General features: G+C 63.5%; 16 protein-coding genes and 1 pseudogene. 4 read left to right on the forward strand and 13 right to left on the reverse strand.

Annotated elements, in window-relative coordinates; all coding sequences use genetic code 11:
• The 6 genes from ACWF6P_RS02050 to ACWF6P_RS02075 all read right to left on the reverse strand — a co-directional run bounded on the left by ACWF6P_RS02050 (position 1) and on the right by ACWF6P_RS02075 (position 7657).
• Complete coding sequence (locus ACWF6P_RS02050) at positions 1-990, reverse strand: ABC transporter ATP-binding protein (protein ID WP_007735815.1); 990 nt, start codon at positions 988-990, stop codon at positions 1-3.
• Complete coding sequence (locus ACWF6P_RS02055; RefSeq protein WP_452619787.1) at positions 990-2087, reverse strand: ABC transporter ATP-binding protein; 1098 nt, start codon at positions 2085-2087, stop codon at positions 990-992. Before ACWF6P_RS02055 ends, ACWF6P_RS02050 begins: the two co-directional genes overlap by 1 nt.
• Positions 2084-3178 carry an ABC transporter permease gene (locus ACWF6P_RS02060; RefSeq protein WP_378445764.1) on the reverse strand — a complete coding sequence of 365 codons (1095 nt, stop codon included), beginning with the start codon at positions 3176-3178 and terminating at the stop codon, positions 2084-2086. The genes ACWF6P_RS02055 and ACWF6P_RS02060 overlap by 4 nt, the downstream gene beginning before the upstream one ends.
• Positions 3171-4127: an ABC transporter permease gene (locus ACWF6P_RS02065; protein WP_003943571.1), complete on the reverse strand. Its 957-nt coding sequence runs from the start codon at positions 4125-4127 to the stop codon at positions 3171-3173. Before ACWF6P_RS02065 ends, ACWF6P_RS02060 begins: the two co-directional genes overlap by 8 nt.
• 127 nt (positions 4128-4254) lie before the next feature.
• Positions 4255-5868 (reverse strand): ABC transporter substrate-binding protein, encoded by a 1614-nt coding sequence (locus tag ACWF6P_RS02070; RefSeq protein ID WP_452619788.1) that lies wholly within the window; start codon positions 5866-5868, stop codon positions 4255-4257.
• Between the two features lie 193 nt (positions 5869-6061).
• Positions 6062-7657, reverse strand: coding sequence for a Na+/H+ antiporter (locus ACWF6P_RS02075; protein WP_452619789.1), 1596 nt, complete (start codon positions 7655-7657; stop codon positions 6062-6064).
• A gap of 26 nt (positions 7658-7683) precedes the next feature.
• Here ACWF6P_RS02075 and ACWF6P_RS02080 point away from each other — a divergent pair, with 26 nt between their 5' ends.
• A complete protein-coding gene (locus ACWF6P_RS02080) occupies positions 7684-8004 on the forward strand; it encodes a UBP-type zinc finger domain-containing protein (protein ID WP_162114219.1) in 321 nt (106 codons plus the stop codon).
• A 292-nt stretch (positions 8005-8296) separates the two neighbouring features.
• Positions 8297-10609: a transketolase-like TK C-terminal-containing protein gene (locus tag ACWF6P_RS02085; RefSeq protein WP_452619790.1), complete on the forward strand. Its 2313-nt coding sequence runs from the start codon at positions 8297-8299 to the stop codon at positions 10607-10609.
• An 83-nt stretch (positions 10610-10692) separates the two neighbouring features.
• Here ACWF6P_RS02085 and ACWF6P_RS02090 read toward each other — a convergent pair whose 3' ends face one another.
• Positions 10693-12312 carry an ABC transporter substrate-binding protein gene (locus tag ACWF6P_RS02090; protein WP_003943604.1) on the reverse strand — a complete coding sequence of 540 codons (1620 nt, stop codon included), beginning with the start codon at positions 12310-12312 and terminating at the stop codon, positions 10693-10695.
• 174 nt (positions 12313-12486) lie between these two features.
• Entirely contained in the window at positions 12487-12777 is a 291-nt protein-coding gene (locus ACWF6P_RS02095) for a putative quinol monooxygenase (protein WP_452619791.1), read from the reverse strand.
• Positions 12778-12848: 71 nt separating this feature from the next.
• On the opposite strand from ACWF6P_RS02095, the pseudogene ACWF6P_RS02100 reads away from it, so the two are divergent.
• A pseudogene (locus tag ACWF6P_RS02100) lies at positions 12849-13753 on the forward strand (SDR family NAD(P)-dependent oxidoreductase).
• 1 nt (position 13754) lies between these two features.
• Here the strand turns inward: ACWF6P_RS02100 and ACWF6P_RS02105 are convergent.
• Complete coding sequence (locus tag ACWF6P_RS02105; protein WP_452619792.1) at positions 13755-14480, reverse strand: hypothetical protein; 726 nt, start codon at positions 14478-14480, stop codon at positions 13755-13757.
• Between the two features lie 149 nt (positions 14481-14629).
• Positions 14630-15502: a hypothetical protein gene (locus ACWF6P_RS02110; protein WP_378536264.1), complete on the reverse strand. Its 873-nt coding sequence runs from the start codon at positions 15500-15502 to the stop codon at positions 14630-14632.
• A 212-nt stretch (positions 15503-15714) separates the two neighbouring features.
• Here ACWF6P_RS02110 and ACWF6P_RS02115 point away from each other — a divergent pair, with 212 nt between their 5' ends.
• Positions 15715-16269, forward strand: coding sequence for a DUF732 domain-containing protein (locus ACWF6P_RS02115; RefSeq protein ID WP_452619793.1), 555 nt, complete (start codon positions 15715-15717; stop codon positions 16267-16269).
• Here ACWF6P_RS02115 and ACWF6P_RS02120 read toward each other — a convergent pair whose 3' ends face one another.
• The 3 genes from ACWF6P_RS02120 to gltB form a co-directional block, all read right to left on the reverse strand.
• Positions 16270-17166 (reverse strand): cutinase family protein, encoded by an 897-nt coding sequence (locus tag ACWF6P_RS02120; RefSeq protein WP_230816160.1) that lies wholly within the window; start codon positions 17164-17166, stop codon positions 16270-16272.
• Between the two features lie 183 nt (positions 17167-17349).
• Complete coding sequence (locus tag ACWF6P_RS02125; RefSeq protein ID WP_452619794.1) at positions 17350-18801, reverse strand: glutamate synthase subunit beta; 1452 nt, start codon at positions 18799-18801, stop codon at positions 17350-17352.
• Positions 18794-23392, reverse strand: a complete 4599-nt coding sequence (gltB, locus tag ACWF6P_RS02130) for a glutamate synthase large subunit (protein WP_452619795.1) — start codon at positions 23390-23392, stop codon at positions 18794-18796. Before gltB ends, ACWF6P_RS02125 begins: the two co-directional genes overlap by 8 nt.
• Positions 23393-23667 lie beyond the last annotated feature (275 nt).

Genomic DNA, 23667 nt, shown 5'->3' on the forward strand with positions numbered 1-23667 from the left:
TCACACGTGATGGCACGCCACCTGATGGCCGCCCTCGACGAGACGAAGTTCGGGAACTTCCTCGGCGCAGAGATCAGTGGCCAGCGGGCACCGCGTGCGGAAGCGGCAGCCACTGGGCGGATTGAGCGGCGACGGCAGTTCGATGACCTTCTGCTCGACGTTCTGCGCCGCGGTGACGGTGGCGTCGGGATCGGGAATCGACGCCAGCAGTAGCTGCGTGTACGGATGCAGCGCGCGGTTCTGCATGTCTTCTGCGGGAACGATTTCGCACACGCGGCCCAGGTACATGATCATCACGCGGTCGCTGATGTTCTTCACGACGGCCATGTTGTGCGCGATGAACAGCAGAGACAGCCCGTGGCGCTTCTTCGCGTCCTCGAGCAGGTTCAGAATCTGCGCCTGCACGGACACGTCAAGGCTCGAGACCGGCTCGTCACAGATCAGGACCTTGGGGTCGAGCATCAATGCGCGGGCGATGCACACGCGCTGGCACTGACCACCCGAGAGTTCGCGTGGGGTTCGATCCCACACCATGTCCGGGTCCAGCCCGACCTCGGCAAGAACCTCGCGCGCCCGAGCTTCGATGGCGGCCTTGTCTTTTCCGCCCCAGATCGACGGACCCTCGGTGATGAGAGCCTTGACCTTGCGACGGGGGTTCAGGGAGGAGATGGGATCCTGAAAGATCATCTGCAACTGAGTGCGGCTGCGACGCAACTCCTCCGCACCCAGTGCCGTCATTTCCGTCTCTCCGAGGCGGATCGAGCCCGACGTCGGTGAGGGCAACTGCATGATCGCCCGGCCTGCCGTGGACTTGCCGCAGCCGGATTCACCGACCACACCCAAGGTTTCACCCGGAGCGACGGTGAAGCTGATCCCGGACACGGCGTGAACCGTCTGACCCTTGCCGACGTTGAATTCGACGACCAGGTCCTCGACGGTCAAGGCCGCGTCCACCGTCTCGGGCTTTCTGGTATCCACTGATGCAGTCATCAGACCATCTCCTTCACCGCGAGCGTCAGGCCCGCTGCGGTAGTGCCGGCCTTCTCGTTGGCGACCAATGCCGTTGTGCCTTCCGGGGTATCGACCGGGTAGTGGCACGCGAACGTATGACTTTCGGTTGTGTTGTCCCCAGGTCCGCCGGGAGCCAGAGCCGGGTCGCCGGTCAGGCAGTCGTCCTGGGCGTACCGGCAACGCGCGGCGAAGCGGCAACCGGTGATTGGCTTCGTCATGTCCGGGAGCCCACCCGGAATCGTCTGCAGCACTGTGTGCGTCGGCGATTCGAGTCGCGGAATCGCGGCCATCAACGCTTCGGTGTACGGATGACGCGGACGAGTGAACAGCTCTTCGGTTGCCGACGTCTCCACGACGGAACCGGCGTACATGACGGCGACGCGATCCGATCGACCCGAGACCACACCGAGGTCGTGGCTGATCAGGATGACGGCCATGTTGAGCTTGTCGTTGAGCGAGGCGAGCAGATCGAGGATCTGCTTCTGGACCGTCACGTCGAGGGCGGTGGTCGGCTCGTCGGCGATCAGCAGTTTCGGCTCGCAGGCCAGAGCCATGGCGATGACCACACGCTGTCGCATACCGCCCGAAAGTTCGTGGGGGTACTGATCGAGCCGACGCTTGGGCTCGGGGATACCCACCATCGACAGGAGTTCCGCAGCGCGATCACGGGCCGCGTCCTTCTTCAGACCAAGGTGGAACTTCAAGGATTCGGTGATGTGCGTACCGATGCGCTTGAACGGATTGAGCGAGGTCATCGGATCCTGGAAGACCATGGCGATCTCCGGTCCCCAGAAGTGCTTCATCTCCGACTTCTTCATCGTCGACATGTCGCGGCCGGCAAACGTCACCGTTCCGGTGATGTCGAGGGCCGGACCCTTCTGCAGCAGACCCATGATGGTGCGCCCGAGAACCGACTTGCCGGAACCGGATTCGCCCACGATGCCGAGAGTTTCACCAGCGGAGACGTGGATCGAGACACCGTCGACTGCTCGCAACTGGCCACGCGGAGTGGCGAATACGGTTCTGATGTTGTCCGCCTGCAGCAGCGGAACGCCGTTCTGAGCTGAAGTGGTCACAGCTTACTCCGATACTTCTCGCCGATGAGGTTGAAGGAGAACACCGTCAGGAAGAGGAAGACACCCGGCACCAGGACGATGAACGGATGCTTCTCCACGATCCCGCCCTGACCTTCGGCAATCATGTTGCCCCAGGTCGGATCGGGTTGTGCGATACCGAGTCCGAGGAAGCTCAGTGAGGCTTCCGCGACGATCAGACCGGAGACGGCCACCAAGCCGAGCGCGGCGACGGGAACGAGGACGTTGGGAACCAGCTCGCGCCAGATGACACGCCATTTGGTGGCGCCCATGGCACGGGCGGCCAGCACGAACTCCCGTTGGGCGACAACGATGGTGTTGGCCCTCGCGATTCGAACCATGCTGGGAATGCAGAGAATCGAGAGTGCGAGCGTGATGTTGCGCAGGTTCGACGTCAGCACCGCAGCCAGTGCGATGAGCAGGACCAGGGAAGGAATGGCCAGCAGCGAGTTGGTCAGGATTCCGACGACGGCGTCGACCTTGCCGCGGAAATAGCCGGCCATGACGCCGATGGTGCCACCGATGATCATGCCGATCAGTACGGCGCAGATTGCCACGGTCAAGGATGCTCGAGCCCCGAACAGGGCGCGGGCGAGGAGGTCGAGACCGAAGTTGTTGGTACCCAACGGGTGCTCGGAGAGCAGGCTCGGCGAGGCGAAGCCCGGCTCGGCCAAGGTCTTGACCGTGTCCTTGTACTCACCGAGCGGCAGCAGCGGCGCGAAGATCGCGGCCAGGATCAGGGCGACCAGCCAGATGCATGCCAACCAGTACGAGAGATCGAACTGACTGCCCCACTTGGACGTACCGAGTTTGCCGAGACCCTTGAAGAGGAAAACCAGGGCAACGAGCGCGAGCACGATCCGGACGGTCATCATGATGGCCGAACCGAAGAGCGCGGTGCCGAGCAGCGCAAAGCCGACCACCGTGAGAATCGACCCGATCAGGACCAGGTTCTTCGGCTGTTCCAGCGTTTCGACGGGACCGGGAGCCAGCAGGACTGTCTGCTGCCGGTATGTCATCACCTCGGACGGGGCCGGCGACGGGGCCGCTCCGTCTGGCGTCACTTCAGACATGGACACGACGACTCCTCGGGTCAAGATAGGTGTACAGAACATCGATCGCGCTGTTGACGAGGACGTAGATGACGGCGATCACGACCACCGCGCCCAGCAGCATCGGCGAATCACCTTGCTGCGCTGCGCGGACGATGAGCGTGCCCATTCCGGGCAGTGAGAACAGCGTCTCGACGATCACGGTGCTGCCGATCATGCCGCCGAGAGCCAGACCCATCATCGTGATGAGCGAGAACGACGACGGGCGGAGCGCGTCACTGAAAAGCACTCGCAGCGTGGGCATTCCCTTGGCCTTCGACGCGAGGATGTAATCCTCACGGAGCGTCGTCACCAGGTCGGATCGGAGAACGCGAGTGAACATCGCCATCTCGAGGAGGCTGATGGTGATCGCGGGAAGTATTGCGTGTGAAAGGTTTCCGGAGAGGCTGTCACCGATGCGCACCCACTGTGATCGCGGGAACCAGCCGAGCCAGTTGACGGTGACCATGATCAGCAACAGACCGGCAAGGAAGCTCGGGACAGACAGAACACCGAACGTCGCGGCGCTGATGACGCGGTCGATGACGCCGCCTTCGTGGTGTGCCGACCAGAGTGCCAGCGGAACTGCGACGACGAGGGCGATGACCAGACCCATCACTGCCAACTGAACGCTGACGGGGAGAGCGGAACTGATCGCCGTGAGGACGTCCTGCTGCGGGGGAACGAGCGAGTTGCCGAGATCGCCCTGCAGAGCACTGGTCAACCAGTCCCAATAACGAACCAGGAGTGGATCGTTGAGGCCGAGCTGCTGGCGAACTTCCTCGTACTCGGCTGGCGTGCGCCCCTCACCGAGGACGGAGACAGCGGGATCGCCGGGGATCAGTGATGCCAGCACGAAGGTTCCGAAGCTGACGATCAGGATCACAATGACGAGCTGGCCCAATTTCTTACCTATTGCGCCGATGTTCATCGATTTCGTCTCCTTCGGACAGCGAGCTCGCAATACACAGCAGTTCCTCTGATTTCATTTCTTCGTTCGCAGCCGGCCCCGATCCGCTGCAGTACGGGCGCGGGGCCGGCTGTGAACTTCAGGCTCTCTAGGACTTCCAAGCTCCGTCGAAGAGCACGATTCCGTCGAGGCTCTGCTCGAGTCCGTGAACGTTCTGGTTCCACACGTCGAGTGCGGCGACGTTGCCCCACACCTGCCACGGCACGGTCTCGTTGGCGCGTTCCTGGATCTGCGCCAGGACTGCCTTCTTGTCATCGTCGGTGGTTGCGACACCCAACTTGTCCAGGAGAGCATCCATTTCGGCGTCGGAGTAGCCGGTCGCGTTGTTGCGGCCACCGGACTTGATGCCCGTGTACAGACGCTCGAAGGGATCGGCCTCGGCGAGGCTCAGTGCTGCGGTGCTCATGTCGTAGTCGTGATCGGCATACATCCGCTTGACCAGATCGCCTGCACCGGTGACGTATTCGATCTGAGCGTCGAAGCCGACTGCGTTGAGCATCGCCTGGATGGCCAGAGCCGTTGCCTGCGCGGACGGTTCCTGGATGGACAGGAACGTGATCTTGCCGTCGTACCCGTCGGCCTTGGCCTGATCGAGCAGTTCCTTCGCCTTGGCGGGATCGACGCCGATCGGTGCGACGTCGTTGTGCCAGCGCGAGGTGTCCTGGAAGATCTCCTGGCCGGGCAGTCCCTTGCCGTTGTTGACGCGCGTGTTGAGCGTCTCCGGATCGACGGCCAGCGCCATCGCCTGTCGGACACGGACATCCGAGCCCGGGCGACCCGGGGCCATGTTCACGTTCGCGATGTAGCCGAGCGACGGGATGTCCACGAAGCCGGGGTAACCCGACTCGATCAGATCCAGGATCGGGGTGAGCGTACGCATGTATGCGGCGTCGATGCCGCCGGTCTTGAGGGCTTCGGCGGTGGGCTGAGCGCCGACGATGCTGATCAGCTTGAGCTTGTCGATGTTCGGTGCGCCGTCGTAGTAGTCGGGGCGAGCAGCCAAGAGCAGTTCCTCGTTGGGAGCGAACTTCTCGAGGGTGAACGCGCCGGCACCGATCGGGGTGAACTGGTCACCCTGCTGGGCGCTCGGGGCGACGATCATGCCGGGTCCGGTGGCGAGCATCGACTGGATGCCCGTCCACGGATCAACGAGGTTGAAGACAACCGTCGTCGCGTCCGGGGTGTCGATCGAGGCAACCTTGGAAGCCCAGAGGCTCGACTGAGGTCCTTTGTTGGTGACGTAGCGGTTGATGCTGTCGGTGACGGCCTTGGAATCGAAAGCTGTTCCATCGCTGAACTTCACACCGTCGCGCAACTTCAGCGTCCAGGTCTTGCTGTCCGCACTCGCCTCGAGCGACTGGGCGAGCTTGGGCTCGAACTTCTGCCCGATGGGGTCGTATCGCATGAGCACGTCGTAGATGGCGCTGAGCTCGCTGCCACCGGTGGCGCCGGCAACCTGAGCCTTCGCAGGATCGAGAGTCGTGACCGCGGAGTAGCCGCTGAACGTCAGCGTGCCGCCCTTGGTGGGAGTGCCGGGGTCGGCCTGCTCGTTGACCATGCCGATCTTCAGCGAGGAACCGGAATCAGCGGATTCGCCGTTGCCCGTGCCGTTGTCGGCGCACGACGCCAGGAACATACTTGCGGTGATCGCCAGCGCAGCCGCAGCCAATCTGCGACTTCCGCGGCGGGAACTACGACTCATTCGAATGCCTCCAAGGCGGGGTAAGACCATGACGTGATGTTGAACACGAAACAGTCTGTGACGGGAGGCACAGAAAATTGGATCGAGTCTCGCTCAGTGGAATCGGTTAAGTTGCAGGCCTCAACGGTCGGGTAAACCGACCCTGGCCAGCGAATACCCTCACCGAGATCAGACCAGCCGGTCTAGTCCAGATCTAGTCGCGATCCAGCGTCGCTTCCTCGAGATCGAGCTCTCGAAGTACCTTTCGGAGCACCTCGTCGTCGATCCGGCCGGCATCGCGCTCGGCGATGAAGACACCTCGCTCGGCATCGATCATCTCGAGGCGCAGCGAGCGGAAGGCATTCGACGGGCTCTCCCCCAGATCCTCGTCGCTGCGTCCCAGTCGCTCCCAGGCCGAGTTCGCCCGGTGGGTATTCCAGCTTCGCAAGATGTCTGCGGCACGATCCCGAACCTGTGGAACATCGTCGACGTCGGCTCCGACCAACTCGTCCAGCCGCGCCGCAGCAGCCCGCGCAGCCTTGTCCTGTGCTGCCGCCTCAGCGCGTGCGTCGGACTGCGCTTCGTTGCCCTGCACGCCGAGGACTCGGATGACCCACGGCAACGTCAGACCGTGCAGCAGTAGCGTGCCGACCACAACGACAAATGTCAGGAAGAGAATCAGCGAACGGCCGGGGAAGTCTTCGCCACTGTTGACCGTCAACGGAATCGCGAAGGCGGCCGCCAGTGACACGACCCCTCGCATACCGGCCCACGACACGACGAACACTGCCCGAGCCGAAATCTCCGGCTCCCTCGCTCGGATGCGAGGAGACAGCCAGCGCGGTACGTACGTGAACGGGAACACCCAGGCGATCCGCACCACCACCACGGTCACGAGCACGGCAACCGACGCCCAGACGACGATCGAGGTGCTGTACCCCTGCAATCCGTTGACGACGCTGGGCAATTGGAGACCGATCAACAGGAAGACGAACGACTCCAGAATCAGGTCGACGGCCTTCCACACTGCCGTGTCCTGCAAACGCGTCGCATAGCTCGCACGGGTGGAGCGCTGGCCGAGGAACAATCCGGCCACGACGACGGCGATGACGCCCGACGCGTGGACCTCCTCCGCAGCCAGGTAGGTGAAGAACGGCACCACCAATCCGATTCCGCTCTCCATCACCGGATCCTGGAGCTTGCCGCGAACCTTCGAGATGACAAACCCCACCGCGAGGCCGATCACCGTTCCACCGACCGCCGCGACGAGGAAGGTCTCGAAACCGCCGATCAGCGTCGCACCCGTACCGACGGCAGCCGCGAGAGCGACCTTGTACGCCGTCAGAGCGGTGGCGTCGTTGAGCAAGCTCTCGCCGCCCAGCAGGGTCATGATTCGGCGCGGCAGGCCGAGCTTGCGTCCGATTGCGCTCGCGGACACCGCGTCCGGCGGCGCCACGATCGCGCCGAGAACCAGAGCAGCCGCTATCGAGAACTCCGGCACGATCAGGTAGGCGACAAAGCCCACCGCAGCCGTCGTCGCCAGGGGAAGCCCCACCGCGAGAAATCCGATCGGACGCAGATTCGAGCGCAAAGCCAGGTATGAACTGTCCAGCGCTGCCGAGTACAGAAGTGGGGGCAACACGACAAACAGGACTAGGTCGGGATCGAGTTCCAACTCCGGAACACCCGGTATCTGACAGGCGATCAAACCGACCAGGACAAGGATCAGCGGCGAAGACAGCCCGAACCTTCGCGCGACCGCCGCCACCAGCAACGCCGCTACTACAACCCCCAGTAATATGCCGTTCACCCTGGCAGCATGCAGTATGGAAGGCGATGAAGAAAATCCTGAAGCGAGCAGCAGCTCGCACACAGCAGCCCGCACCCGCTCCGAGCGGTTGCGAGGAACTAACCAATGCGCCCGAAACGGACCCGGCGGCGCTGACGCCCGGCGTCTGCCAGGAGTGCGCCGAGTTGGGCGAGGATAACTGGTCTCACCTGCGCATGTGCCTGTCCTGCGGCCACGTCGGATGCTGCGATTCCAGCCCTCATCAGCACGCCACCAATCACTACCGCGAAACCGGGCACCCGGTCATGCGCTCACACGAGCCCGGCGAATCCTGGCGCTGGTGCTACGTCCACGATCTGATGGATTGATCGCTCTCGACACGCAGCGCACTGCGCATAGTGCCCACCTGTCACGGCACACAGCCCTCGGTGTTGCGCACATTGCTCAATCCACCGGGTAGCTATTGCCCAATCTGTATGCCGATGATGGACTTTGACGCAGAATCTGCACAACAGATCGACAGGTGCGGCTGGATTTTGCCGCACCGAACGGTTCGGCCTCAGGAAGTCCTGCCAAACATCACAACCACATCGTCGGCCCCACGATCTGGGGTACAGGCGGTGCGGTGATCGATGTCCACTATTGAAGGCAGGACCGGCCGTGAACAGCCCCAGCATCAACCAGAACGCTCCCGAGTCACTGGCGGAAATCGAGAAGCGCGTTCTGTGGTTGTCGACCGCGATGATCCATCACGCCAACCGTGTTCGGCCGAATCCCAGTGGGCTCAAGGTCGGCGGCCATCAGGCCTCGTGCGCGTCGATGGTCTCGATCATGACGTCGCTGTGGTTCGGCCAACTTCGTTCCGGCGACCGGGTTTCCGTCAAGCCGCACGCGGCTCCGGTGCTCCACGGCATCAACTATCTGCTCGGTGAACTCGACGAGTCCTACCTGACGACTCTGCGCGAGTTCGGGGGCCTGCAGAGCTACCCGAGTCGATCAAAAGATCCTGATCCGGTGGATTATTCGACCGGATCGGTGGGCATCGGCGCGACGGCTCCCATCTGGGGCGCCATTGCTCGCCGATACGTCGACGCCTCCCTCGGCGGCGCCGGAACCGGGCGTCAGTACTCCCTCGTCGGTGACGCCGAACTCGACGAGGGCGCTGTGTGGGAAGCAGTTCTCGATCATTCGGTTGCCGAACTGGGTGAGATCGTGTGGATAGTCGACCTCAACCGCCAGTCACTCGACCGGGTGGTGCCGAACATCGCGGCAACTCGCCTCGAGCGCATGTTCTCGGGCGCCGGCTGGCAGGTCATCACCGTGAAGTTCGGCGCTTTGCTGGAATCACTGTTCACCCGGCCAGGCGGCACCGCGCTGCGCGAACGAATCCTGGACATGCCGAATCCGGAGTACCAGCGTCTGCTGCGATGCACGGCCGACGAGGTTCGTCTGAGACTGCCCGGCGACGCGGCGGACGCCGACGCGATCACGGCGCTGATCAACGACCTCGACGACGCCACTGTGCTCGAGGCCATCCGCAATCTCGGTGGCCACGACCTCGACGCTCTGCGAGAGGCCTACGAGCAGATCGACGACACCCGCCCCACTGTGATCATCGCGTACACGATCAAGGGTCGGGGTCTGCCGACGCAGGGCCACCCGCAGAACCATTCGTCGCTGCTCACCACCGAGCAGTACGAGCACCTGGCGGCGGAACTCGGTATGGATCCGTCGAATCCCTGGGAACGGTTCGAGACCGACAGCCCGTCGGGCCGCATCTGCGCCGAAACCGCTGGGCGCCTGACTCGCCCGAAGGTGGAGCATCTGGTGCCCCCGGCAGTTCCGGAAGACATCGGCCGTACGCCCTCCGGCACGTCCACCACTCAGGCAGCTCTCGGCCGGGTACTACTCGACCTCAGCCGCGAAGCGCCGGACGCCGCGAAACGTGTTGTCACACTGAGCCCGGACGTCAGTTCCACCACGAACCTGGCGGGGTGGCTGAACAAGGTCGGGGTGTGGTCACCCAACGAGCGGCACAACTGGTTTGCCGACGACGCCGAAACGATCATGCACTGGCGTGAGAAGCCCACCGGTCAGCACATGGAACTCGGTATCGCCGAGACCAACCTGGTCGGGCTGATGGGCGAACTCGGCGCGACGTGGAGTCGTTGGGGCCAGCCGCTCTTCCCCATCGGCGTGATGTACGACCCCTTCATCGAGCGGGCTCTCGAACCGTGGTCGTACGGCATCTACGCCGGCGGACAGTCGATCATGGTCGGCACACCATCGGGCGTCACCTTGGCTGCCGAAGGCGGTGCGCACCAGTCGATCAAGACCCCGTCCATCGGACTCGAACAGCCGGGGTGCGTCAGTTTCGAACCGGCGTTTGCCGTCGACGTCGAGTGGACGCTCCTCGACAGCATCGGACGCCTGGGCCGACCGGACGGCAGCTCGTCGTACCTGCGTCTGTCGACCCGTCCGGTCGATCAGGCCATGGCCGCAGTACCGACCGATCCGGCGGCGCGAGAACGCCGTCGACGTCAGGTGGTCGCCGGGGCTTACACGCTGCGGCAAAATCCTGATCCTGCCGTCACTCTGGTCGGCATGGGTGCCACCGTCACCGAAACACTGGTCGCAGCCGAAAGACTCGGCGAGCAGGGCATTTCCGCCGACGTGGTGTGCGTGACCAGCCCGGGCTTGCTCTTCGAAGCGCTCCAGTCTCGGCGCGGCCTCGCGGACGGTCCGTCGTGGATCCTGGATCAGGTCTTTCCGAGTAGCCGGTCCGCGCCGATGGTGACCGTTCTCGACGGACACCCGCACACCCTCGCGTTCCTGACGGGAATCAACAACGTCCCGGGCGCTGCGCTCGGAGTGAGCCGGTTCGGTCAGGTCGGCTCACTCGAGGACGTCTACCGGTACCACGGCCTCGACTCCGACAGCATCGTCCGCGCCGCCCTCGATCTCACTTCTTGATCAATCACACTCTCTGATGCCGAGAAGCGTCCCCGCGGGGACGCTTCTCGGGTCAAGTCAGTTCTTCAGTTCTTCAGAGGCCTTCAGTTCTTCCAGGCCTTGTCGAAGAACATGATTCCGTCCAGGCTCTGCTGAATGCCGTGGACGTTCTGTCCCCACACACCGAGCCACGGGGTGTTGCCGTAAACCTGCCACGGCACAACCTCGTTGGCGCGCTCCTGAATCTTGGCGAGCACCTCGATCTTCGCGTCGGTCGACGTCGCGACACCCAACTGATCAAGCAGCGAATCGATCTCCGGATCGGAGAAGCTCGTGGCGTTGTTTCGTCCACCCGACTTGAGGTTCGAGTACAGACGCTCGAACGGATCGGCTTCCGCGAGGTTGGCGGAACCAGTTGCCATGTCGAAGTCGCGGTCGGCGTACAAGCGCTTGACGACGTCGGCAACCGAGTTGACGTACTCGATCTGGAAATCGAATCCGACGGCGTTGGCCATCGACTGCAGTGCCAGAGCCATCGCCTGCGCCGAATTCTCCTGCAGCGTCAGGTATGTGATCTTGCCGTCGTAACCGTCGGCCTTGGCCTCGTCGAGCAGCTGCTTCGCCTTGGCCGTGTCGACGCCGATCGGAGCGACGTCGTTGTGCCAGCGGGAGGTGTCCTGGAAGATGACCTGTCCGGGCAGACCCTTGCCCTCGTTGAGCCGGTTGTCGAGTGCGACGGGATCTGTTGCGAGCGCCAGTGCCTGACGGATGCGCACGTCGGCACCGGGACGACCGGGAGCCGTGTTGACCAGCGACAGGTACGACAGCGACGGAATGTCGACGAAGCCCGGGTAGCCGGAGTCGATCAGATCCAGCACGTTCGGTAGCGAACGCATGTATGCGACGTCGGTGCCGCCGCTCTTGAGCGATTCGGTGGTGGACTGCGAACCGACGATGCTGATCAACCGCAGCTTGTCCACGTTCGGGGCGCCGTCGAAGTAGTCCTCCCGAGCGTCGAGGATCAATTCCTCGTTGGGAGCGAACTTCTCGAGGGTGAAGGCACCCGCGCCGATCGGGGTGAACTGATCACCTTGCTGGGCGCTCGGCGCGACGATCATGCCGGGGCCCGTCGAGAGCAGTGACTCGATACCGGTCCACGGGTCGACGAGATTGAAGACGACCGTCGACGGATCCGGAGTGTCTACCGACGCGACCTTCGACGCGTACAGACTCGACTGCGGTCCCTTGTTGGTGACGTAGCGATTGAGGCTCGCCGAGACGGCCGCCGAATCCACCGGCGTCCCGTCGCTGAACTTCACACCGTCACGCAGTTCGAGGGTCCACGTCTTGAAATCGGAACTCGGCTCCATCGACTCTGCGAGCTTCGGAACGAATTCCTTGGACGCCGGGTCGTACCGCAGGAGCGTGTCGTAGATCGCGCCCAACTCCGAACCGGCGACCGAACCGGCGATCTGAGTCTTCGCCGGATCGAGATTGGTGACGGCGGAGTACCCGCTGAACGTGAGGGTGCCGCCCTTGACCGGATCGCCCTCGCCGGACTGCTCGTTGACCGGGCCGATGGACAATCCCGAACCGGAGTCCGGTGCGTCGCCGCTCCCACCCCCGTTCCCGCTGTCAGCGCACGACGAGACGAACAGGCCGGCGGAGACTGCCAGCGCGACGGCGGCAACCTTGCGGTGACCGCGCCGAGAACTGCGACTCATTCAAAACCTCCAGGTCAGAAACTGTGATGTGAAGCGTTGTCGAGACAGTTTGTGACTTAAGGCACATGTATTAGTCGCAGGTCCCGCTCAGTGGAATGGAGCGCGACGATTGGTCAGTTTTCGAGCGACATTCGCAGGTCAGACCCTTAGCGAAGGTCAGGAATTCATTCTGATTCAGGCGCCTTTCAACGGATGAATCGCCGGAGCGCCGTCGAGGAGCGGACCGGCAGCGGCAAGCGCAGCCTGCAAATGCGGGGACTGCATGTGGGCATCCAACTCCGCTTGCCCGCGCCAAGTTTCGATCGTGACGAACGTGCCGGGCGCAGCCGCTGACTCGAACAGTTCGTACGACACACAGCCGTCCTCGGACCGACTCGCCTCCGCGAGAGTTGTCAGAGCCGATCGGACGTCGTCCTCGGAACCGGACTTGGCCGGGATGGTTGCAACTACACGAAGCTCGCTCATCGGATACCTTTCGCAGAGGGGAAGTCAGCTAGAGACACACGCCACAAACGTACACACGAAAAGGGCAACCAATGGGGCTACTGAAGGACGTCACCGGCTGGCGACGCGGAGCGAAGTTGCAGCGTCGACTGCGCGATCTCACCGGCACGCTGGTGGTGATCACCGGTGCGGGCAGCGGCATCGGGCGTGAAACGGCCCTCGCCTTCGCGGCCCAGGGAGCAATCGTCGTCGTCTCCGACATCAACCTCGAAAGCGCGCAGGACACTGCGGCGCTCATCAACACACCCACTCAGGCCAGCGGAGCCGAAGCGGTGTTCGGTGGCGGTTCGCACGCCTACCAGGTCGACGTGTCCGACGAACAGGCCGTGATTCGTTTCGCGGAGACGGTCGCGGCACATCACGGCGTACCGGACATCGTCGTCAACAACGCCGGAATCGGGTTCTCCGGAACTTTCGCCGACACCGAGCAACGCCAGTTCGAGCACGTCATGGACATCAACTTCTGGGGAGTTGTCTACGGCTGCCGCGCCTTCACCCCGATGATGATCGACCGAGGAACCGGCGGGCACGTCGTCAATCTGTCCTCGGCCGCCGCGTACACGCCTCAGAAGGCCCTCACCGCGTATTCGACCAGCAAGGCAGCGGTATTCATGCTCTCGGATTGCCTACGGGCAGAACTGCTTCCACACGGCATCGGCGTCAGCACCATCTGCCCCGGCCTCGTTCACACGAACATCCTCAAGACCACCGAATTTGCCGGGACCACCGCCGAGGAGCAGCTCGAAAACCAGACCAAGGTCGACAACTTCTACCGCAAGCGCAACTTCACGCCTGATCGAGTGGCCAGCGCGCCATCGTGAAAGCAGTTCGCACGAACAAGGCCGTGGTACCCGTGACCGTCGAAGCCAAGCTCGGACGCACGATCAGCCGGTTGTCCCCCGGGTCGATGCGCGTCGGAGCTCGGTTCGAGATCTAGGTCAGCTGCCGAAGCTCAGGCTGCCCGTGAAACCCTGCTGCACATCGGCTTCCGAACGGGGAAGAACCTCGTAGGTGCTGGCGTACTGGCCACTGAAACCGGTGACGGTGATCGGGCGTCCCACTGCAATGGCGTCGACGTCGATTCCGGTCTGGGTGTTGACGAAGATGACAGTGTTTCCGTCGACGCCCGAGACCAGGATCTTGTGGCCGTACGGCAGATCGTCGACGACGGGTCCGCTCACGATTCCGGACACCGTCACGAGGCGCCCTTCGCTGGCCTCACCGATTGCATTGAGCGGCAGTCGCGCCGGGCTGATCTGGGTAGTCGTGCCGATTACCTCGACGGCAGTCGGGCGGACGACGAGCAGGCCTTCCTGATCCGCGAGGACTCCGGTGACCTGAACCTCATCGCCGAGAGCAATCCCGGAGTTGTTCGGATCGCTGATGTAGATGCCCGAATTGCCACTCTGGAGACCAAAGCCCTTGTCGTAGAAGCTGGATTCGAATACTCCGGACGGTGTAGTCGCGGTTCCCACGACGGTGACCGTCGTTCCGATGGCCTGCGCACGGGCTGCCGCGATGGAGTCCGCGGACACCTCACCGGCGACCGCTGTGGGCTCCGCCGTTGCTGCAGTGCCGACAAACATCGTGGCTGCGGCCGCCACTGCCAGTGCCGTCACACCCCGACGCAGGACCGGACTGGCAAGAACGCTGTCTCGAAACATGTTTGAGGACTCCCCTGTGATTTCGTGGCCGCGCAGGTCCTCCTGATGGAGTCCGCCTTCGCCCACCCTGAGGCACAGGTTATTACAGGTCGGACGCCGCAGCGGTGGTGACATTCCGTCACCACCGCTGCTTCAAGGCATCCGGGTTTTCAGGAACCGGAGCTTCCGGACGAACCGCTCGAGCCACTGGAACCGCTGGATCCTGTTCCGCCACCAAGATCGTCGAGAGGATCGCTACCGGTGAGGCCGCCCGGGTACAGGTAGGCGTCGGAGATCGTGCTGAGCGAGGTTCCGGACGTGGCCGGCACCTTTGCTCGCCAGTTGACGATCGGATTCAGGACGCCGAACGGTCCGCAACCACTGGCGGCGGGCAGCGCGAAGCCGGTGGCCTCGTTCCCGACCGGGCTCACCTTCAGCGCAGTCGACGGCAGCACCGTGTAGGTCGGTACCACCGACGGGTCAGGCGCGAGACGGAGATTCACCGGCGCAGCCGCGGAGCCCAGGTAGCAGTTGTCACCGAGGAACGCGTTGTTGATCTTCATCCGCACCGGGATGCTCAGATCCATGTCGGTGATGATGCCGTTGAGGGTCGGGGCAGCGGTCGCCTCCACCTCGGCGGTGACTGCGGCGAGGCCGAACAGATTGCCGAACGGGAGGTCGATTCCGAGAACTCCACCCGGAACGGTCAACGGCTTGGAGTAAACACCGTTATGTCCGTCGTCGCGAGGGAGTAGAACGGTGGACTCACCTTCACCGGAGCCGGCCTCGGCGGCGATAATCATGTCGCCTTTTCCGATCGGGAGGTTGAAGCCGTTGTTGTCGAAGGTTCCGCTCTGAACCACAACCGACACACAGGATTCGGCAGCAGCCGGACACACTGCGGCACCGGGTACCGAATTGTCGACCGGATCCTGAGCCGAGGCCATCGGCGCCGCGAACGCGAGGACCGCACCTGCGGTACCTGCAATAACGGCCACGCGCGTGCCGAGACGTCTGTTGCCGTTCTTGTGAGATTTCTGCACTGATTTCTCCCTGCCGTTTATGTGATGGGGGACGAAACTCGCAGTCATTGCTTGTGTTTCGACCGCCGCCGACAAGGTCTTGCGGTGTGCTCCTACTCACAAGTAACAACTGAACAGATGTATATCACAGGACTTCGACTTAAAAACAGGGCAAAAGGGAGTTTCCTTAAAACGGACAAACTAAGCGGTACGGTGTGTAACACTCACGGGTGATGAACACGAACAGACTGGTCCTCTGCGTCGCGGCAGCGGGCCTACTCCTCAGCGGCTGCAGCAGCCAATCCGACAGCGATGCAGCGGAATCCACATCTGCTGCTACCAGTACCACGGTGGCGGCGACGTCGAGTTCGACTGCCCCCAGTACGCTGTCCGAGCTGCCGACCAGCCCGCTTGCCGTAACTCCGGAAGCCGCGCCGAGCGTGGTCGAATCGACGCCCCCACCGGTAGCGCCACCGGCGAACGCAGTGCCCCTGCCAAACGCACCGATCGACGCACGCTCACCGGAAGAGATCGTCGCGAACGCCGGTGAGAAGGGGCAGCGGTACATCGCCGCCCTGCGTCTGGCCGGGATCCCGCCCGCCGGAATGGATTCCGCAGAGATCCTCTACGCCGACGGCACCTGCAAGGCTCTTGCCGACGGCATGCCTAGGTCCGAGGTGCTGGCGGAGTTCAACTCCGTGGGCGAGGTGTACTCGCAGATCACGCCGATGTCGTCGCAGCGCATCGCCGAGATCTACGTCGACACCGCGCAGCAGACGTACTGCTGATCAGGCCTTGCCGGCCAACCAGCCGTGCAGCCAGGATGTAGCCGAATTGCCCGCGCCGTCAACGACGTAACGCGTGTAGTCGGTGTGGACCTGCGAGCCGTAGAAGTCGACCAACTGATCAACGCGCCGCGAATTCGCGCCCGGATCGAGCTGAGCGATCAGCGCGGGGAGCCCACCAGCGGTCACCAGGTCGTTGACGATCACGGCGGCCTCGTCGCGCAGCGCGAGCGCACTTGCGGGAGTGGGATCGGACGCCTGAGCCATGAATCCGGCCAGACGCATCACAAAATCGTCCTTGGGCGTCGAGCAGTACAGGTCACCGACCGCGCACAGCGTCACCGTTTTGCCTGACAGCCAACCGAACCCACCGATGCGCGGGCCACTGGCGCCGTTACCACCGACAGCGGGTCCGATCAGGACGTCGGACTCGGAACGACGGGGATCGGACAGCAGGCCGACGCCCTCCACGCGAGTCGGGGGGACAACGCCGATGCCGGTTCCGATCTCGGCGGCGAGATCGCCTGCCGCGTCGGCACCCTGGCTGTATCCGACGATGGCGAAGCGAGTGTCACCGCACGAGGCTGCCATGGCGCCGATCATGCCGCGGGCATTGTCGACGGCCTGCTGCTTCGACTTGGCGTAGACGTTGGATTCCCAGGGGAACGCCGTCGCCGAGTAGGTGACGTAATCGGTGCGCACGGAGCCCGGAAGCCCGTTGGTCACCGGGGCAAGCATGCCGGCGCCGGGCCTGGTGCCCGACGGCTCCCACGTTCCCGGGATGGCCACGACGTAGAGGCTGGGGCAGGGATCAGCCGACGCCACAGGAGCACTGACAACCGGTACCACTACTGCCGCAGCAAGTGCCGACAACACCGCAACGAGACGCCTCGCACGCATGAAACTCCCCTGATTTACCTGAAACAACCCTTACACCACTGTCGATGCTCAGGAATCATACTGCCTGGGCGGTATGTCTGTCCGATGCACGATTGATGAAGGTTTGTTACAGATCGTACGAATTACGGGCAGAAACAAGTCCGCACCCCACCGTTGCGGTGGAGTGCGGACTTGCAAGAGCCTCTAGCGCTGCGGAGCCGCTGTCGGGTGGATCGGTGACGGAAGGGCGGTGACACCCTCGAGGTAGGTGTCCACAGCGGCTGCTGCGGAACGTCCCTCGGCGATGGCCCAGACGATCAGGGACTGACCGCGGCCCATGTCGCCTGCCACGAACACGCCGTCGACGTTGGTGTTCCACTTGGACGTGCGGGCGACGTTGCCGCGCTCGTTCAAGTCGACACCGAGATCGGTGAGCAGACCCGGCTTCTCGGGACCGACGAAGCCCATCGCCAGGAGAACGAGATCGGCTTCGAGCTCGAAGTCCGAGCCCTCGACCTTCTCGAAGCGACCCGACTTCATCTCGACCTCGTGAGCCTTGAGACCGGTGACCTTTCCGTTTTCACCGACGAAGTTCTCGGTGTTGACGGAGAACAGACGCTCGCCGCCCTCCTCGTGAGCCGAAGCCACGCGGAACATGAGCGGGTACGTCGGCCACGGAGTCTGCTCGGCGCGAGTCTCCGGCGGACGCGGCATGATCTCGAACTGGTGGACGCTGGCCGCACCCTGACGGTGCGAGGTGCCGAGGCAGTCCGCTCCGGTGTCGCCGCCGCCGATGATGACAACCTTCTTGCCCTCAGCGGTGATGGTGGGAGCGTCGAGGTCGCCCAACTGCACGCGGTTGGCGATCGGCAGGAACTCCATCGCCTGGTGGATGCCGCCCAGTTCGCGGCCCGGGATCGGAAGATCGCGAGCTGCGGTGGCGCCACCGGCCAGAACCACTGCGTCGAACTGCTCGCGCAGCTCGTCCGCGGTGATGTCCACGCCGACATTGACGTTGGTCTTGAAGACGGTGCCTTCGGCTTCCATCTGCTCGAGACGGCGGTCGATGTGCCGCTTCTCCATCTTGAACTCGGGGATGCCGTAGCGCAGCAGGCCGCCGATGCGGTCTGCCCGCTCGAAGACCGTCACTGCGTGACCGGCGCGGGTCAGCTGCTGCGCTGCAGCCAGACCGGCCGGACCACTGCCGACAACTGCGACCCTCTTGTTGGTGGCGTGCGCGGCGCGCACCGGCTTGACCCACCCTTCGTCGAAGGCCTTGTCGATGATCTCGACCTCGACCTGCTTGATGGTGACCGGATCCTGGTTGATGCCCAGGACACAGGACGCCTCACAGGGTGCGGGGCACAGACGACCGGTGAACTCCGGGAAGTTGTTGGTCGCGTGCAGACGCTCGATGGCGTCGTGCCAGTGGTCCTTGTAGACCAGGTCGTTCCACTCGGGAATCAAGTTTCCGAGAGGGCAACCGTTGTGGCAGAAAGGAATTCCACAGTCCATGCAACGGCTGGCCTGGGTCTTGAGGGTTTCCTTCGGGAACTCCTCGTAGACCTCTTTCCAGTCGAGCAGGCGCAACGGCACCGGCCGGCGAACCGGAAGTTCGCGCGACGTGTGCTTCAGGAAGCCGCTTGGATCACCCACGAGCTGCCTCCATAACTGCCTCGTCCACGTTCTTGCCATCCTTCTCTGCGGCCGCGATGGCCAAAAGAACCTTCTTGTAGTCGCGGGGCATCACCTTTGCGAAGTGACCCACCTGCTGCGACCAGTCAGCGAGGATGCGCGTGGCAACCTCGGAGCCGGTTTCGTCGCGATGACGTTCGATGGCGCCCTTCAACCAGGTGAAGTCGTCGCCCGAAAGATCCTCGAGGTCCACCAGTTCGGTGTTGAGGTTCTTCTCGAATGCCTTGTCGGGGTTGTAGATGTACGCGACGCCACCGGACATGCCGGCGCCGAAGTTACGTCCGGTGGCTCCGAGGATGACCACCTTTCCACCCGTCATGTACTCGCAACCATGATCGCCCACACCCTCGACGACGGCAGTGGCGCCGGAGTTACGGACTGCGAAGCGTTCACCGACGACACCGCGAAGCAGAGCCTCGCCGCTGGTGGCGCCGAACAGGATGACGTTGCCACCGATGATGTTGTCCTCGGCGACAAAGCCTTCCGCTGCATCCAGCGGCGGGCGTACGACGATGCGTCCACCCGAGAGGCCCTTGCCGACGAAGTCGTTGGCGTCGCCGTGCAGGCGCAGGGTCATACCGCTGGGCACGAAAGCACCGAAGCTGTTACCGGCGGAACCGGTGAACGTGATGTCGATGGTGCCCTCGGGCAAGCCCTCTCCACCGAACGCCTTGGTGACCTCGTGGCCGAGCATGGTGCCGACCGTGCGGTTGACGTTGGTGATCGCGGACTCGAAGGAGACCGCCTCACCCTTGTCGAGTGCGTTGCGGGCCGAGACGATCAACTGCTGATCGAGCGCCTTGTCGAGACCGTGATCCTGCGTGCCGGTGCAGTGGACGTCCTGGTCCATGAACGCGGACTCGACCTGGGTGAGGATCGGCGACAGATCGAGATTGCCTGCCTTGCTTCCCTTCCAGTGCTCGAGGGCGCGCTTGGTGTCCAGCATGTCGACCTGGCCGACTGCTTCGAGCAGCGTGCGGAAACCGAGTTCCGCGAGAAGCTCGCGAACCTCTTCGGCGATGAACATGAAGAAGTTCTCGACGAATTCCGGCTTGCCACTGAAACGCTGACGCAGCAACGGGTTCTGCGTCGCGACACCCACGGGGCAGGTGTCGAGATGGCAGACGCGCATCATGATGCAGCCCGAGACCACCAGCGGTGCGGTGGCGAAACCGAACTCCTCGCCGCCGAGCAGGGCAGCGACGACGACGTCGCGACCCGTCTTGAGCTGGCCGTCGACCTGCACGACGATGCGGTCACGAAGACCGTTGAGCAGCAACGTCTGCTGGGTCTCGGCGAGGCCGAGCTCCCACGGTGCGCCCGCGTGCTTGACGGAGGTCAGCGGGGTGGCACCGGTGCCACCGTCGTGACCGGAGATCAGAACGACGTCGGCATGTGCCTTGGAGACACCGGCCGCGACGGTTCCGACGCCGACCTCGGAGACCAGCTTCACGTGGATGCGGGCCTGCGGGTTGGCGTTCTTCAGGTCGTGGATCAGCTGAGCGAGATCCTCGATCGAGTAGATGTCGTGGTGCGGCGGCGGCGAAATCAGCCCGACGCCAGGTGTGGAGTGCCGAACCTCGGCCACCCACGGGTACACCTTGTGAGCCGGAAGCTGGCCGCCCTCACCGGGCTTGGCTCCCTGCGCCATCTTGATCTGGATGTCGGTGCAGTTGCTCAGGTAGTGCGAGGTGACACCGAAGCGTCCCGACGCGACCTGCTTGATGGCACTGCGACGCAGATCGCCGTTCTCGTCCGGCGTGAAGCGCGACGGGTTCTCGCCGCCCTCACCGGAATTGGAGCGAGCGCCCAGACGGTTCATCGCGATAGCGAGCGTCTCGTGAGCCTCGGCGGAGATGGAGCCGTAGCTCATCGCACCCGTCGAGAAACGCTTGACGATCTCGCTGGCCGGCTCTACCTCGTCGATCGAGATCGACGGCCGCTTGCCGATGTTGAAGTCGAACAGACCACGCAGAGCGGCAAGGCGCTCCGACTGGTCGTTGACCATGGTCGTGTACTCCTTGAACACCTCGTACTGGCCTGTGCGAGTTGCGTGCTGGAGCTTGAAGACCGTGTCCGGGTTGAACAGGTGGTACTCGCCTTCACGACGCCATTGGTACTCGCCGCCGACCTCGAGCTCGCGGTGAGCGCGCTCTTCGGGGCGATCCAGGTATGCGACGGCGTGACGTGCCTGGACGTCGGCTGCGATCTGGTCGAGGCCGATGCCACCGAGCTGCGACTGCAGACCGGTGAAGTACTCGTCCGTCAGCTCCTGCGAGAGGCCGATGACCTGGAACAGCTGAGCACCGGTGTACGACGCGAGCGTCGAGATGCCCATCTTGGACATCACCTTCAGGACACCCTTGCCGGCTGCCTTGATGTAGTTCGCGATGCCCTTCTCGAGGGTCAGACCCTCGAGCTCGCCGTTCTGCAGGAACTCGTCGATGGTCTCGAAAGCCATGTACGGGTTGACCGCTGCTGCACCGAAGCCGATGAGGAGCGCCATGTGGTGCACCTCGCGGGCGTCGCCGGCCTCGACGATGAGGCCGACCTTGGTGCGCGACTTCTCACGAACCAGGTGGTGGTGCACGGCCGAGGTGAGGAGCAGCGACGGGATCGGCGCGTAGTCCTCGGTGGACTCACGGTCCGAGAGCACGATGATGCGTGCGCCACCCTCGATTGCCTGCGAGACCTGGTACTTGATGCCCTCGAGCGCACGACGGATACCGTCGCCGCCTTCCTTGACGGGGTACAGGCCGCGGATCACGACACTGCGGAAGCCGGGAAATTCGCCGTCGTCGTTGACGTGAACGAGCTTCGACAGATCGTCGTTGTGCAGGATCGGCTGCGGGAGCGCAATCTGCTTGCAGGAGTCCGCATTCGGGTGCAGCAGGTCGCCTTCGGGGCCGATGGTCGCGCCGAGGCTGGTGACAACCTCTTCACGAATCGCGTCGAGAGGCGGGTTGGTGACCTGAGCGAAGAGCTGCGAGAAGTAGTCGAACAGCATCCGGGGACGTGACGAGAGCACGGCGATCGGAGTGTCGGTACCCATCGAGCCCAGTGCCTCGGCACCGGAGAGTGCCATCGGCTTGACAAGCAGGTTGACCTCTTCGTTGGTGAAACCGAAGAGCTGCTGGCGCAGGACGACGCGCTCGTGCGACATGTACGTGTACGGACGGTCCGGCAGGTCGTCCATGTGGATCAGACCTTCGTCGATCCACTGCTGGTACGGGTGCTCGGCAGCGAGTTCGTTCTTCAGTTCCTCGTCGCTGATGACCCGGCCCTGCGCGGTGTCCACGAGGAACATGCGGCCGGGCTGGAGGCGGACCTTGCGGACCACGGTGGACGGATCGATCGGCAGAACGCCGACTTCCGACGCCATGACGACGAGGCCGTCTTCGGTGATCCACAGACGCGACGGACGCAGACCGTTGCGGTCCAGCACGGCGCCGATGACGGTGCCGTCGGTGAAGCACACCGACGCCGGTCCGTCCCAGGGCTCCATGAGGGCCGAGTGGTACTCGTAGAACGCCCGACGAGCGGAGTCCATGCTCTCGTGCTTCTCCCAGGCTTCCGGGATCATCATGAGAACTGCGTGCGGCAGGCTGCGGCCGGCGAGGTGCAGCATCTCGAGCACCTCGTCGAAACGAGCGGTGTCACTGGCGCCCTGGGTGCAGATCGGGAAGATCTTGTCCAGGTTCTCGCGGCCACCGAAGACGTCACTGTCGATCAGGGACTCGCGAGCTCGCATCCAGTTCTCGTTGCCGGTGACGGTGTTGATCTCACCGTTGTGAGCGACCCGGCGGAACGGGTGCGCCAGCGGCCACGACGGGAACGTGTTGGTGGAGAAGCGCGAGTGGACCAGGCCCAGTGCGCTCTCGACACGATCGTCCTGCAGGTCGAGGTAGAAACCCTTGAGCTGCGGGGTGGTGAGCATGCCCTTGTAGACGAACGTCTGGCCGGACAGGCTGGGGAAGTACACGGTCTCGCTACCCGGGCCACCCTTGCCGGCGCCTTCGGAGCCGAGTTCGTGCTCGGTGCGCTTACGCACCACGTATGCACGACGCTCGAGATCCATGCCGGTGTACTTGTCACCCTCGGAGCCGATGAAGATCTGACGGAACGTCGGCATCGCGTCGCGCGCCAGTGCGCCCAGCGATGAGTCGTCGGTTCCGACTTCGCGCCAGCCGAGAACCTTCAGGCCCTCTTCGACGACGATCTTCTCGACTGCAGCAGCAGCCTCGTGTGCATCGGCGTCGCCCTGCGGGAGGAATGCGATACCGGTTGCGTACGCGCCTTCGGCGGGCAGCGCGAAGTCCACGACAGCTCGGAAGAACTTGTCGGGAACCTGCAGCAGAATGCCCGCACCGTCACCCGTGTTGGGTTCTGATCCGGCAGCGCCGCGATGCTCGAGGTTGACCAGAGCGGTGATCGCCTTTTCGACGATGTCCCTGCTGCGGCGACCATGCATGTCGACAACAAATGCGACTCCACAGGAGTCGTGCTCATTGGACGGGTGATAGAGGCCCTGGGGGCCTGGAAGTTGCTTCATACCCAGCCTTCGTATGCCATAAAGATGCACCGACGACCAGCAGCGCTGATGGCCATCAACTTGCAATGCAAGTCCTTCAAAGCACCGACACGACGATGTGTTCGGTACCACCGAAGTAGCCGCCCTGCGCAGACGCGATGGTGTGCGTTCTGGCACCCGGCGACGTGAGTCTTCGGTCGGTTGAAACTTTTGTGAGTCAACCGTGTAACGAAAACGATAATTCAGAACCCCGGCACGGGCGCAACTAAGGTAGCCCTATAATTGCTCTGAACTGC

The organism is Rhodococcus sp. NPDC055024 (genome assembly GCF_053608585.1).

Excerpts from the sequence above, each read along its gene's own strand:
- ACWF6P_RS02050 (WP_007735815.1), bottom strand. The coding sequence starts at position 990 with ATGACTGCATCAGTGGATACCAGAAAGCCCGAGACGGTGGACGCGGCC.
- ACWF6P_RS02060 (WP_378445764.1), bottom strand. The coding sequence starts at position 3,178 with ATGTCTGAAGTGACGCCAGACGGAGCGGCCCCGTCGCCGGCCCCGTCC.
- ACWF6P_RS02065 (WP_003943571.1), bottom strand. The coding sequence starts at position 4,127 with ATGAACATCGGCGCAATAGGTAAGAAATTGGGCCAGCTCGTCATTGTG.
- ACWF6P_RS02070 (WP_452619788.1), bottom strand. The coding sequence starts at position 5,868 with ATGAGTCGTAGTTCCCGCCGCGGAAGTCGCAGATTGGCTGCGGCTGCG.
- ACWF6P_RS02080 (WP_162114219.1), top strand. The coding sequence starts at position 7,684 with ATGAAGAAAATCCTGAAGCGAGCAGCAGCTCGCACACAGCAGCCCGCA.
- ACWF6P_RS02090 (WP_003943604.1), bottom strand. The coding sequence starts at position 12,312 with ATGAGTCGCAGTTCTCGGCGCGGTCACCGCAAGGTTGCCGCCGTCGCG.
- ACWF6P_RS02095 (WP_452619791.1), bottom strand. The coding sequence starts at position 12,777 with ATGAGCGAGCTTCGTGTAGTTGCAACCATCCCGGCCAAGTCCGGTTCC.
- ACWF6P_RS02105 (WP_452619792.1), bottom strand. The coding sequence starts at position 14,480 with ATGTTTCGAGACAGCGTTCTTGCCAGTCCGGTCCTGCGTCGGGGTGTG.
- ACWF6P_RS02115 (WP_452619793.1), top strand. The coding sequence starts at position 15,715 with ATGAACACGAACAGACTGGTCCTCTGCGTCGCGGCAGCGGGCCTACTC.
- ACWF6P_RS02120 (WP_230816160.1), bottom strand. The coding sequence starts at position 17,166 with ATGCGTGCGAGGCGTCTCGTTGCGGTGTTGTCGGCACTTGCTGCGGCA.
- gltB (WP_452619795.1), bottom strand. The coding sequence starts at position 23,392 with ATGAAGCAACTTCCAGGCCCCCAGGGCCTCTATCACCCGTCCAATGAG.